At 62.8% G+C, this 13,204-nt stretch carries 7 protein-coding genes; 6 read left to right on the forward strand and 1 reads right to left on the reverse strand.

Annotation, left to right across the window (positions count from 1 at the left end; genetic code table 11):
- Window positions 1-51: 51 nt before the first annotated feature.
- On the reverse strand, window positions 52-1,356 hold the full coding sequence (locus HBF24_RS08780) for a sugar MFS transporter (RefSeq protein ID WP_240922349.1): 1,305 nt from the start codon (window positions 1,354-1,356) through the stop codon (window positions 52-54).
- Between the two features lie 411 nt (window positions 1,357-1,767).
- On the opposite strand from HBF24_RS08780, the gene glk reads away from it, so the two are divergent.
- The 6 genes from glk (at window position 1,768) to HBF24_RS08810 (ending at window position 13,068) form a co-directional block, all read left to right on the forward strand.
- A complete protein-coding gene (gene glk, locus HBF24_RS08785; protein ID WP_277344525.1) occupies window positions 1,768-2,781 on the forward strand; it encodes a glucokinase in 1,014 nt (337 codons plus the stop codon).
- A gap of 169 nt (window positions 2,782-2,950) precedes the next feature.
- The gene (locus HBF24_RS08790; protein ID WP_167171949.1) at window positions 2,951-5,665 is read left to right on the forward strand and encodes a TonB-dependent receptor; all 2,715 of its coding nucleotides are present in this window, start codon (window positions 2,951-2,953) and stop codon (window positions 5,663-5,665) included.
- A gap of 106 nt (window positions 5,666-5,771) precedes the next feature.
- Window positions 5,772-7,610: a glycoside hydrolase family 9 protein gene (locus tag HBF24_RS08795; protein WP_240922350.1), complete on the forward strand. Its 1,839-nt coding sequence runs from the start codon at window positions 5,772-5,774 to the stop codon at window positions 7,608-7,610.
- Between the two features lie 111 nt (window positions 7,611-7,721).
- Complete coding sequence (locus HBF24_RS08800; RefSeq protein ID WP_167171951.1) at window positions 7,722-8,927, forward strand: DUF5009 domain-containing protein; 1,206 nt, start codon at window positions 7,722-7,724, stop codon at window positions 8,925-8,927.
- Between the two features lie 61 nt (window positions 8,928-8,988).
- On the forward strand, window positions 8,989-11,337 hold the full coding sequence (locus HBF24_RS08805) for a family 20 glycosylhydrolase (protein ID WP_167171955.1): 2,349 nt from the start codon (window positions 8,989-8,991) through the stop codon (window positions 11,335-11,337).
- 123 nt (window positions 11,338-11,460) lie between these two features.
- Entirely contained in the window at window positions 11,461-13,068 is a 1,608-nt protein-coding gene (locus HBF24_RS08810; RefSeq protein ID WP_167171959.1) for a peptidase S10, read from the forward strand.
- Window positions 13,069-13,204: the final 136 nt, after the last annotated feature.

A 13,204-nucleotide genomic window follows, 5' to 3' on the forward strand; every position in this document is an offset into this window, starting at 1 on the left:
CACGCGCCCAGCGGGACGGCGGGCGCGTGCCATGCTAGCCCAAAGTGTCGCTCAGGTCTGTGCCGGCGCGGTCTCGCCCGTGCTCGCGCGGCGCGCGCCCAGACCCACGCGGTGCCCGCGCAGTGCGTAGAACAGGATGTACGCATAGCACGGCACCATCAGCGCCATGAACACCAGCTGGAAGTTGAAGTGCTGCTTCAGGTGCACGAACAGCTGCGGAATGATCGCGCCGCCGGCAATGCCCATGATCATGAAGGCCGAGCCCTGCTCGGTGTGACGACCCAGGCTGCGGATGGCCAGAGGGAAGATCGCCGGCCACATCATCGAATTGGCAAAGCCCAGCGCGAACACGCAGATCACCGAGGTGTAGCCGGTGGTCAGGAACGCGGCCACCACCAGAATCACGCCCAGCACTGCCGACCAGCTCAGGTAGCGCTCCTGCGACACCACCCGCGGCGTCAGCAGGCCACCGACCACGTAGCCGGCCAGCATCATCGCCAGCGTGCCGGCGGTGAAGAACTTGGTCTGATCCAGCGACAGGTGAAAGCCCTGGCCGTAGGTGCCCACCGCGTCGCCGGCCATCACTTCCACGCCCACGTATAGGAACAGGCAAAGCACGCCCAGCCACAGGTGCGGATAGCTGAAGATGCTGCGCTGCCCGGAGTCGGCGGCGTCCTCGTTGTCTTCGGAGGGTTTCAATTCCGGCAGCGGCGAGCGCACCACGCCGATGGCCAGCAGCACCAGGATCACCGCCATGGCCATGTACGGCAGGTAGATGCGGTCGGCGAAGGCCTGCAGGATGCCGTTGCGTGCGCTGTCGCTGCCGGCGCTGGCCACCTGCCCGGCCAGATCGCCGATGCCGTGCAGCACCAGCACGCCGATCACGATCGGCGCCAGGATGCCGGCCACCTTGTTGAAGATGCCCATGATGGCAATGCGCTGCGCCGCACTTTCGATCGGGCCCAGGATACTCACATAAGGGTTGATGGCCGTCTGCAGCAGCGACAGGCCGCCGCCGATCACGAACAGCCCCGTCAGCGCGCCCGGATACCAGCGCTGCGTGGTGAACTGGCCAAACAGCGCGGCGCCGGCGGCCATCACGAACAGGCCCAACATCATGCCCTTCTTCATGCCCGTGCCTTTGAGGATCCACGAGGACGGCAGCGCCAGGAAGAAGTACGACAGGTAGAACGCCATCGGTACCAGGAAGGCATTCACGTCGTTGAGGTTGAAGGCCAGCTTCACGAAGGTGATCAGCGGCCCGTTGAGCCAGGTGAAGAAGCCGAGAATGAAGTACAGCACGCCGACGATCAGCATCGACATCCAGTAGTGACGCGCGCGGTCCGAAGCAGTCATGCGAGGCGTTCCTCCCCCGAGGTTGGGTGATGTGTCAGCCGACCTTCGTCTGTCGACCGGTCATCTTCAAGACTACCGTTGTCATCGATGGATCGGAAACAAAAAATTTTTCACGATGCTTACACGGCGCAATGTAATCGGTTACATGTTGCGCCGTAGCTGTGTGACCTATATGTCTATTTCAATATAATGTATTGATTAAAAAAGATTAAAAATTATTTGTCGGATATTTTGACGTGAACTTTTCGTTGCATTGCGCCACGCGAGTTATCGCGCTACCAAAGTGAAATGGCCGGTTGACAACGTTGTCAGATCGGGCTTAGAACGGACATCGAAGGGCGACGGCTCACGGCTGTCCGGCCCGGCCGAGGGGATTCACATGACGAGGAACGGACGTTGCGCGATTCGCAGTTGGCACGTGCTCAACCGGTACCGCACATGAGGACGGCGACGCCGTTCATCGCGGCCGACGTCGGCGGCACGCACGCCCGTCTCGGACTGGTGCGCGGTCAGGCGCATGCCGGTGGCGGTGAAGTGAGTGTGCTCGAGTACGCCAAGTATCCGTGCGCCGACTACACCGACCTTGCCGACATCGTGCGCCGGTTCATCGACGAGAAAGTCGGCGCACCGGTCACTCATTGCGCGCTGGCCTGCGCCGGATATGCGGTCGACGGTGAGGTCATCAACACCAATCTGCCGTGGCCGGTGAATCTGGAGGCGCTGCGCCAGGCGACCGGGCTGGACAGCCTGTCGCTGATCAATGATTTCGAGGCAGTGGCCTATGCCACGCGCTTCATCGACCCGGCGCGCACCAGCCTGATCAGCCAGTGCGAGCAGGGTGACATCGACGGTCCCGTGATCGTGGTCGGCCCGGGTACGGGCCTGGGCTCGGCGGTGTGCATTCCGCGTCCGGACGGCCCGATGGTGCTGGCCACCGAGGCCGGGCAGATCAATCTGGCGCCGGTCACCGCCTGCGAGCGTGAGTTGCTCGAGGCGATGGCCGACGGCGAGCATTACGTGTCCTACGAGCGGGTGCTGTCGGGCCCCGGCCTGCTGGCGGTGTATCGCGCGCTGGCCGTGCAGGCCGGAACCACACCGGCGCTGACCGCGCCCGAGCAGGTCACCGAGGCCGCGCTGGCCGGCGACGATGCCTGCGCCCGCCAGGCGCTGGACACCTTCTGTGGTCTGCTGGGTAGCTTCGTCGGCAATCTGGCCATGCTGTACGGCGCTCGCGGCGGCGTGTTCCTGGCCGGCGGCATCGTGCCGCAGATCCGACACTTTTTGCAGCGCAGCGCGTTCGTCGAGCGTTTTCTGGACAAGGGTGACATGCGCGCGTTCCTGGAACGCGTGCCGGTCAGGGTCATGGAACACGGTCAGCTGGGCGTCATCGGCGCCGCCGGCTGGCATCTGGAGCACTCACGCTAGATCTATGAGGTTCGTTTCAACCGGCACCCGGCGGGAGCGCGTGCCGGGGCAGCAAAGCAAAGCACAAGCAGATCGGGAAGCAACGTAGTTAGCAGCACTGAGGGAGCCGCCTGCCGCCACCACGGCAAGTCCGGTATCCGGCACTGTCATACGTAGGGGAGAGATCATCATGCGTTACTGCAAGACCGCACTTTCGGCGAGCATCCTCGCCGCCTTCCTGGTCGCCGGCACCGCCGTCGCCCAGGACACCGTCAACTCGTCCAGTTCCAGTAGTGACAGCGGCAATCCACAGCAGCTGCAGACCGTCACTGTGACCGGTATCCGCGCAAGCCTGCAGAAGTCGCTGGACACCAAGCGCAATGCCGATGCCATTGTCGATGCCGTCACCGCCGAGGATCTGGGCAAGTTTCCCAACACCAACGTGGCCGAAGCGATGTCGCAGGTGCCCGGTGTCACCATCGACCGCAAATTCGGCCAGGGCGCGCGGGTCAGCATCGACGGCACCGATCCCAGCCTGAACCTGTCGTTCCTGGACGACCATCCGGTGGCGCAGACCGACTGGCTTTACGGCGATCAGCCCGACCGGGGTTTCGACTACACCATGCTGGCACCGGAAGTGCTGGGGCGTCTGGAGATCTACAAGTCGCCCGAGGCGCGCCTGCAATCGGGCAGCCTGGGCGGCACGGTGATCATGCATACGCGCAAGCCGCTGGACATGGACGCCAACACGGTAAGCCTGTCGGTGGGCGAGAGCTACAACTCCCAGGCCAGCAAGGGGCGCCCCAACGCTTCGCTGCTGTACAGCTGGAAGAACAACGACAACAGCTTCGGCATCGACTTTGCCGGCGCGCACTATGAAGAGCAGATCGATCGCCAGGGCGTTGAAGTGTTCGGCTATGAACCGGTGTCGGACTTTGCCGCCAACCCGGCCGTGGCCGCGCAGCTGGCCAACGGCAGCCTGCGCCCGAGCGATCAGATGCCGCAGGAGGTCAACGCGGCCTACTTCCAGCAAAAGCGCAAGCGCGATACCGCGCTGGTGAACGTGCAATACCGACCGACCAAACAGCTCGAATTCGACCTACAGGGCCTGTACATCCGCGAGAACTTCGACAACTTCAACCAGTCGATGTACGGCTTCACCAGCCAGACCGGCGCCAATACCATCACCAGCCTGCAGGCGGGGAACAATGGCATCGTCTACGCCGGACATTCCTGCGGTGTCGACGATCCCGGTTGTTCCGGCAACGTCAATACCTACCTGGACAACCAGGTACGCACCTCGCAAGTGACCACCAAGGGCATCGACCTCAAGGGCAAGTATCTGGCCGACAACTGGAGTCTTTCGGCGCAGGCCGGCTACAGCAAGGCCGACAACTCCAGCAACGCGCAGTACTTCATTGAGCCGGCCTATCACGGTGGCTACAGCTGGAATATCAATACCGGGCAGGTCTTCGACAGCCCGGCCGCCGCCAAGGACCCGGCCAACTGGAGCTCCTACGGTGGTTGGTTCGGCAACGAAGGACGCATTCCCTCCAGTGCGCGCAACAACTACGCAAAGATCGACTTCACCCAGGATTTCGACAGCGTATTCAACGAGCTGCTGGTGGGGGTGCGCTACAACGATGAGAAGCACGATCACGTGGAAAACGTGTACGGCGGGGTGACGCCGGGTTCGCTGGCCACGGTTGGCGACATCAGCTACACCGATATTCTGGGCAGCAATACCTTCGCCGGTTTCTCTCCCGATCAGCGCCATCATGTGCAGAGCAGCGCCGGTGCGATCAAGGACTACGTGCAGGGCAGTCCGATCGATTTCGCCCATCCCGATCCGTCCTCGTACCTCAACAACACCTGGAAGTTCGAACAGCAGACCAAGGCCGCCTATGCCCAGTTGAACTTCGCCACGTCGGTGCTGCACGGCAACCTGGGCCTGCGCTACGTGCACACTCAGCTGACCGGCGATGGCTTCACCTTCTCCGGCTCGCCGGTGCTGCCGGCACCGGCCGGCTGGTGGCAGAGCAAGACCTCCACCCACAACAACTGGCTGCCATCGGTCAACATCATTTACGACGACGGCAGTGACACCGTGTACCGCTTCGCCGCCTCCAAGGTAATCGCGTGGGCGCCGTACAACCAGCTGGTCAACTACGCCTTCCTCAACGATCAGACCCTGACCGGCAGCGGCGGCAACCCGGATCTGAATCCATACAAGTCGTACAACTTCGACTTCTCGGCCGAGTGGTACTTCGCGCCGCAGTCGGTACTGGCCGGCTCGGTGTTCTACAAGCACATCCTCAACTATGTGCAGACCCAGAGCGAAGTCGAGCGCGAGTACAACTCGATGCACGACACCGATCCGACCACTTTCAATTCCACCTATGTGGGCAAGCTGGGCAATTGTTCGGCCGACGGCTACTGCGACTACAGCATGCAGCGTCCGTACAACATCGGCTCGGGCACGGTGAAGGGCTTCACGGTCAGTTATCAGCAGGCGTTCGACTCGGGCTTCGGCTTGGTGACCAACTACACCTATGCCAACGGCCGTACCGATCAGGGGCACGCGCTTCCCTACAATTCCAAGCACGCGGTCACCCTGAGCCCATACTTCGAGAAGGGGCCGTTCAGCGCTCGCCTGACCTACAGCTGGCGTAGCCATTACCTGGCTGGCGGCTACGTGGCTGGCGCCGCACCTGCCAGTGTGGATGACTACACCGAGGTCGATGCGCACTTCGGTTGGTCGTTCAACAAGCATCTGTCGGTGACTGCCGACGCCATGAACCTGCTCAACGAGAAGTACTTCACCTATCTGGGCACCAAGGACATGCCGGCCGGTACCTACACCAATGGTCGTCGCTACATGGCCAGCCTGCATTACAAGTTCTGATCCAGGTTGTTTGTTTCCCCCTGAAGGGCCCGGGGCGGTACCGGGCCCGTTTTTTTGCCGCCACTGTGGTTTTGATGGTGCGCCGGCGTAAACCAGGGAATTGCGCATGATGCGTCGTATGTCGCGCCCGTTGCTGGGGGCTCTTCCAATGGTGCTGGCCATGCCGTGCATGGCCGTTACCGATCATGTGCTGGTCGATCAGGTCGGTTACGACCTGGCCACAAGCAAGCAGGCCATCGTGCAGGGCCATGACGATGAGCATTACACGCGTTTTCGTGTGGTCGATACCGTCAGCGGCGAAGTAGTGCTGCGCGGCCCGCTGCACGATGCCGGGCACGTCGATCACTGGCGGCACTGGCACTACTGGACGGCGGATTTCTCGGCGCTGCATGCGCCGGGCATCTATCGCGTGGAAACCGGGCCGGCCAACGCGCTGCGCTCGTTCCCGTTCCGCGTGCAGCGCAACGTGCTGGAGCGCTACACACTGTCCAACGTGGTCTATTACTTCAAGGGACAGCGCGCCAGCGGCGCCATGGATCGAGCTGATCGGCATCTGGTCGTGCCTGGCCATCCGAGCCAGTTCGTGGATCTGCATGGGGGCTGGTACGACGCCACCGGCGACTATGGCATCCACCTCTCGCACCAGAACCTGACCTCGTACTTCAACACTCAGCAGGTGCCGCTGGTGGCCTGGAGCCTGGCGCATACCTTTGCCAACCTGAAAGCCCGGCACAATCCCAATTTCAGTCAGTACCAGCGCCGCCTGCTGGACGAAGCGCATTTCGGTGCCGATTTCCTGGTCCGCGACAAACGCCCGCACGGATCGTTCTTCGAAACGCTGGACGCGCCGGGCAAGGACAAGTTGGCGCGCGATCGGGCCATTGGCGATCCGAACTGGCGCACGCAGATCAAAAAAAGCCCGGACGATTCCACCGAGGATGTGGCGCAGCCGGCGCACGGTCCACACGGCTATGAATCGAGCTTCCGCGCTGGCGGCGGCATGGCCATTGCCGCGTTGGCGGCCGTGGCGCAATTGCCCGGCCATGGTGATTTCAGTCGCGCGCGCTATCTGGCCACGGCCGAATCGGCCTACCGTTTCCTTGCCGCACACAATCGTGCGCTGCTCAATGATGGCAAGGAAAACATCATTGATGACTACTGCGCCTTGCTGGCGGCCACCGAGCTTTATCGCGCCACGCAGGCCGCCGAATGGAAGCGGGCCGCCGATCGTCGCGCCGCCCGTCTGATGGCGCGGCTGACCACGCACGGTGCATATCGTGATTATTGGCGTGCCGATGCCGGCACACGTCCGTTCTTCCATCCCACCGACGCCGGCATGCCGGTGATTGCCTTGCTGCACTACGCCGCCATAGCCGATGCCGCGACAAAGGCGCGCGTGCGGGACGTGGTCAGGCGTTCGCTGGCCTTCGAGTTGCGCACCACCGATGCGGTGACCAATCCCTTTGGCTATGCCCGCCAACTGGTGCGCATGGGCGATGGCAAGGTGCGCACGGCGTTCTTCTTTCCGCACGACACCCGCGCGGCACCGTGGTGGCAGGGCGAGGATGCGCGTATTGCCTCGCTAGCGGCAGCCGCACGCGAGGCGGCACCCTGGTTCGACGCCGACCCCAGGTTCAAGGCGCAACTGCAAGCCTATGCGTGGAATCAGCTGCACTGGATTCTGGGGCGCAATCCCTACGACACCAGCATGTTGATCGGCAGCGGCCATCGCAACGCGCAGTACATGTTCTTCGATTCCTACCAATACACCAGTGCACCAGGGGCGATCATCAATGGAATCACCGCCGGCCTGCACGATGAGGATGGCATCGCCTTCGATCTTGGCTATGCGCAGACGGGGCGCGACGATGACTGGCGTTGGACCGAACAGTGGCTGCCGCACGACGCCTGGTATCTGTATGCCATAGGCCTGCCGCATGGTTGAGCCGGTGACCACGAGTGTCGCTGCGCCGGCGATGATGGCCCGGCGGCGTCTGGCCTCGATGGATGCGCTGTGCGGATGCACCATCGCGGCCTGTATCTGAAGCTACAGCCCATGACACACATCCACGAGCCCTCGCCCGTACCATCGCGTCTGCAGTCGATTGACGTACTGCGTGGCCTGACCGTGGCCTTGATGCTGTTCGTCAACGATCTATACGAGCCGGGTGTGCCGGCCTGGCTGGTACATGCCGGTCCGCACGAGGACGGCATCGGCCTGGCTGATACGGTATTTCCGGCGTTCCTGTTCGTGGTCGGTCTGTCGGTGCCGTTTGCGCTGGCAGCGCGACGCACGCTCGGAGATACCACCGCACGTACCTGGGCGCATCTGGCGGTGCGCACGCTCAGTCTGCTGCTGATCGGCTTTTTCATGGTCAACATTGAAACACTCAACCCGGCGTTGACCGGCATGCGTGTTTTTACCTGGGCACTGGCCGCACACCTGTGCTTTTTCCTGGTCTGGAACCGCTATCCGCGTGATTGGCGTTGGCGCATGGTGCGCCGCACGTGGGTGGGGCTGGGTATGGCGGGTCTGGCGCTTTTGGCCTGGGTGTATCGCTCGGGTAGTCCGGCACATGTCGGGGGGATGCAGATCAGCTGGTGGGGCATTCTCGGCCTGATCGGCTGGGGTTATCTGGCTGCGGCGGCCAGCTGTCTTTGGCTGGGTGAACGACCATGGTCAATCGCCTTGGTGTGGCTGGGTTTTGTGGCGCTGAACATGCTTGGCTCGGCTGGAGATACCACCGGCCTGGATCCGTTGCGGTCGGCACTGGCTCCGCTGCTGGATGGCAATGTGCCGGCGATCACCCTGGCCGGCGTGTTCGCCGGTGTTCTGGTAAGGCGGCATCAGGCACGGCCTCACGCTTTGCTGGCGCGGTTGGTGCCATTGGGGGCTGCGTGCATGCTGGTCGGGCTGGTGCTGCAGCACTGGTACATCCTTTCCAAGATTCAGGCCACGCCGAGCTGGGCCATGCTTTGCAGTGGTATCAGCGTGCTGGCTTTTTGCGCGATATTCGTCTGCGTGGATATGTTCGCAGCCAGGGGCTGGCAATCGCTGGCAGTGGCCGGCCGCAATGCCCTGACGCTGTATCTGGCACCCAACATCGTCTACTACGTGCTATGGCTGGTCTGGCCGGCGGTATTTTTCTACAAGCGCGACGATGCGCCGTGGCTGGCAGTCGCCGGTTCCTTGCTATGGACCGTACTGATGATGGCCATGGTGGGGGCCCTGAAACGCATACATGTGCGCCTTGCATTGTGAGCAAGCGGGTAGCCGTTAAAGCTGTGAGGGCGGATGTCGCCCCCCGATTCTGGAGACCGTGATGGCAGGTGATGTGGTTTGCATTGAGCGCGTGCGTGGTCTGGGATGGCGCATGGCATGCTCGGGCGTCTTGATATTGGCTGTCGGTGCCGTGCAGGCGGCTGATGCCCCCAGTGTGCCGTTGGTTCCCGCACCACAGTCGGCGACGGTGACCGATGGCACGCTCAGGGTGAACGGGCGGGTGCCGATCGTGGTGACTGATAGCCATGCCAGCAGTCATCAGGCGGCGATCTATCTGGCCAGGCACTTGCTTAAATTGCGCGGCTGGCAGATGCACGTGGTGAAGCTGGACGATGCGCCGTCGTCGCCGGTCATTTCCCTGAGGCAATGGCCCAAGGCGCCGGTCACGCATGCGCAGGGCTATCGATTGACTGTCGACGCCAAGGGCATCCATATCCAGGCCCGCGACAGCGCCGGGCTTTTCTACGGTGCCGTCAGCGCGTTGCAACTGCTCACCGCCACGTCGGGTACGGCGTCGTCGGTGACACTGCGTGGCATGCGGATCGACGATTGGCCGCGCTACACGTGGCGTGGCTTGATGGTGGACTCGGCACGGCACATGCAAAGCGTGGATGAGCTGCGCAAGATCATCGATCAGATGGCGCAGGCCAAGCTCAACATCTTCCACTGGCATCTGACCGATGATCAGGGCTGGCGCCTGCAGATAAAGCGCTATCCCAAACTTACCCAGATCGGTGCCTGGCGCACGCCACCGAATGCGGGCAAGCACGGTGAGCCGCGCCGCTACGGTGGCTTCTATTCGCAGAACCAGGTGCGCGCGCTGGTGGCCTACGCGCAGCGCCGTCACATCACCATCGTGCCCGAGCTGGACATGCCCGGCCATGCGCAGGCGGCGATCGCGGCCTATCCGCAGTTGGGTGTCACCGGCCAGCGGCCCAAGGTGTCGGCGGACTGGGGTATCAACCCCTATCTATACAACGTGGACGATGGCACCTTCACCTTCCTGGAGAACGTGCTCGACGAGGTAATGGCGCTGTTCCCCTCACACTACATCCATCTGGGCGGCGATGAGGCCATCAAGGATCAATGGCAGGCCTCGCCGAAGATCCAGGCGCGCATCAAGGCGCTGGGTCTGAAGGATGAAAACGCATTGCAGGGCTGGTTCATCGACAAGCTCGGGCACTATCTTTCCGCACATGGACGGCGCCTGGTGGGCTGGGACGAGATTCTGGAAGGCGGCGATCCGCCGAAGAACGCGATCGTGATGTCCTGGCGTGGCATCAAGGGTGCCATCACCGCCGCCAAGAAGGGCCACGACGTGGTGCTGGCGCCATCGCCGCAGCTCTATCTGGATCACCTGCAGGCCGATGCGGTCGACGAGCCCGCCGGCCGCATGCCGGTGGAAAGCCTTAAAACGGTGTACGACTTCAAAGTTCGGCCCAAGGCGCTGGACGCGACCCAGGCCAGACATGTGCTGGGTGCGCAGGCCAACGCCTGGACCGAGCACATGCCCTCCGACAAGCATCTGGACCATGCGGTGTTTCCGCGTCTGGAAGCGCTGGCCGAGGTGACTTGGCGCGCGCCTTCCACGCCCGACTTCGCCGGCTTTCTGCACCGGCTGGAGCCGCAAATGGCACGCCTGCGCGCGCAGGGCGTGGACGTGGCCGACAGCGTCTATGCGCCGCGCCTGCATTTCGATCGCAACGCGGCATTGGCCTCTGGCATGGCCACGGTACGCATCGACACCCAGGGCGGCGTCGGTACGCTTCGTTACACCACCGATGGCTCAACACCGACGGTGCAATCGCCGCACTATCGGGTGCCGTTGAAGCTGACCATGCCGACCACCTTGCGCGTGGCCACCTTCGCCGCCGATGGCGAGCTGCTGGCGAAAGCACGCACGCAGGTGTTCGATGCCACCCACATGCGTACACGGCTGAGTGCGCAGCTGCCCAACTGCGCCGGCAGCGACTTCCAGTTGCGCCTGCAACCGCAGGCCGATGCGCGCAGCATGACGCCAACCTACGCGGTCAACCTGTTTGCCGCCTGCCGCATGTACCCCAAGGCCGCGTTGAGCGGGATCGACGCGTTAGTGGTGGATGTGGCTCGGCTGCCCAACAACTACGCGCTGGCGCACGATGCCAAGAGCGTGGTGCAGTATCCGTCGACCACACCGCATGGCGCATTGGTGGTGCGCCGCGATCGTTGTGATGGACCGGTACTGGCGCGTCAGCCGTTGCCTGATCCGGCCAGTGCACCCAGCCAGTTGCATCTGCGTGTATCGCTGCCCAAAACGCAGGGCACGCATGATCTATGCCTGCGCTTTACCGCGCCGATTCATGGGCCGCTCTACGGCATCGGCAAGATCACCCTGGAACCGGGCTCGTAGCAGGCGGCTGCGCATCACCCCTGACTTGTGGCAAATGAACGCGGCGCCGCCTCGACCCATACTTGAGGACATCAACGGCGCCGCCGTTCCATCCCAAGCCACGATCCGTTAGGAGGATTTCCGATGCGCAAGCGCACGCTCTGCACCGCCCTGGCGGCCCTTTGTCTGACGTCCGGGCTGGCCGTGGCCGCTCCGGCGTCCGATGCCGGCGCCGGTTCTTCGCCCGAACAAGCCGCCATGCAGGCATTGGCCAAGCCGCAAACCTCCACCACCAGCGGTTCGGTCACGGTGGAAGGCAAGCGCATCGAGTACACCGCCAAGGCCGGCACCATCGTGCTGCATGGCAGCGGTGACGAGGCCAATACGCCGACCGTGCGCATGTTCTACGTCGCCTACTTCAAGAAGGGCGCCGACGCGGCCAAGCGACCGGTCACCTTCCTCTACAACGGCGGCCCGGGCTCCTCGTCGATGTGGCTGCACATGGGCGCGTTCGGCCCGCATCGTGTGGTCACCAAGGACGATACGCACACACCGGCGGCGCCTTACCAGCTGACCAACAACGACTACAGCCTGCTCGATGCCAGCGATCTGGTATTCATTGATGCTCCAGGCACCGGGTTCTCGCGTCTGATTGCCGAAGCCGACAGCAAGGACAAGCGCGATGCGCTGATGAAACAGCGCAAGAAGACCTATTACAGCGTCGATGGCGATGGCCATGCGTTCGCCCAGTTCATCACCGACTTCCTGTCGCAGTACGGGCGCTGGAATTCGCCCAAGTATCTGTTCGGCGAAAGCTATGGCACCACGCGCTCGGCGGTGCTGTCGAACATCCTCACCAACGAGGACAACGTCGACCTCAATGGCGTGGTGCTGCTCTCGCAGATTCTCAATTTCGACACCAGCATCGACGGTCCGGACCGCAACCCGGGCGTGGACCTTCCCTATGAATTGGCGCTGCCGACCTACGCGGCCACGGCCTGGTATCACCACAAGCTGCCCAATCGTCCGGCCGACCTGGAGCCGTTCCTGAAGGAAGTGGAGCAGTTTGCCAGCGGTGCCTATGCGCATGCCTTGATGCAGGGTTCGGCGTTGTCTGATGCCGAGCGCCAGTCCATTGCCGAGAAGCTGCACCAGTACACCGGACTTCCTACCGCTTACTGGCTGAAGGCCAATCTGCGTGTGGATGGCGGCCAGTTCGAGAAGAACCTGCTGGCCGACAGCGATGACTCCACCGGTCGTCTGGATGCGCGCTTTGCCGGCCCCAGCATTGACCCCTTGAGCGAAAGCTCCGAGTACGATCCGCAGTCATCCGCCATCAGTTCGGCCTACGTCTCGCTGTTCAACGACTACGTGCGCAAGGATCTGAAGTTCGGCCAGCATGCACACTATCGCCTGTTCGCAGATATCGACCACTGGGACTTCAAGCACAACGCGCCGGGCGTTGGCGGCGGCTTCCAGGCCACCACCAACGTGCTGCCGGACCTGGCCATGGCCATGAAGACCGACCCGGACATGAAGGTGATGCTCAACGGCGGCTACTACGACCTGGCCACGCCGTTCTATGCCGCCGAGTACGAGATGCACCACCTGCCGATTCCCAAGCGCCTGGACAAGAACATCTCCTACGATTTCTATCCGTCCGGCCACATGGTCTACGCGCATGTTCCGTCGTTGAAGAAACTGCACGACAACGTAGTGCGCTTCATCGACGCCACTGACAACCTGCACTAAGCGTTTTCACCGATCGTCCCGGTGTGGGACAAGCCGGCACCGTACAAGCGGTGCCGGCTTTTTTTGTATCTGCGTGCGGATTGGGGGGAGTGACAAAGCTGGTAATCGCTCCTGATGGGTCAATTGTCTAGTCCGA

Source organism: Oleiagrimonas sp. C23AA, from assembly GCF_011759385.1.
GTDB lineage: Bacteria > Pseudomonadota > Gammaproteobacteria > Xanthomonadales > Rhodanobacteraceae > Oleiagrimonas.

Bases quoted from the DNA above. Each gene is read 5' to 3' on its own strand.
- HBF24_RS08800 (WP_167171951.1), top strand. From the start codon at position 7,722: ATGACACACATCCACGAGCCCTCGCCCGTACCATCGCGTCTGCAGTCG.
- HBF24_RS08805 (WP_167171955.1), top strand. From the start codon at position 8,989: ATGGCAGGTGATGTGGTTTGCATTGAGCGCGTGCGTGGTCTGGGATGG.
- HBF24_RS08790 (WP_167171949.1), top strand. From the start codon at position 2,951: ATGCGTTACTGCAAGACCGCACTTTCGGCGAGCATCCTCGCCGCCTTC.
- HBF24_RS08810 (WP_167171959.1), top strand. From the start codon at position 11,461: ATGCGCAAGCGCACGCTCTGCACCGCCCTGGCGGCCCTTTGTCTGACG.
- HBF24_RS08795 (WP_240922350.1), top strand. From the start codon at position 5,772: ATGATGCGTCGTATGTCGCGCCCGTTGCTGGGGGCTCTTCCAATGGTG.
- HBF24_RS08780 (WP_240922349.1), bottom strand. From the start codon at position 1,356: ATGACTGCTTCGGACCGCGCGCGTCACTACTGGATGTCGATGCTGATC.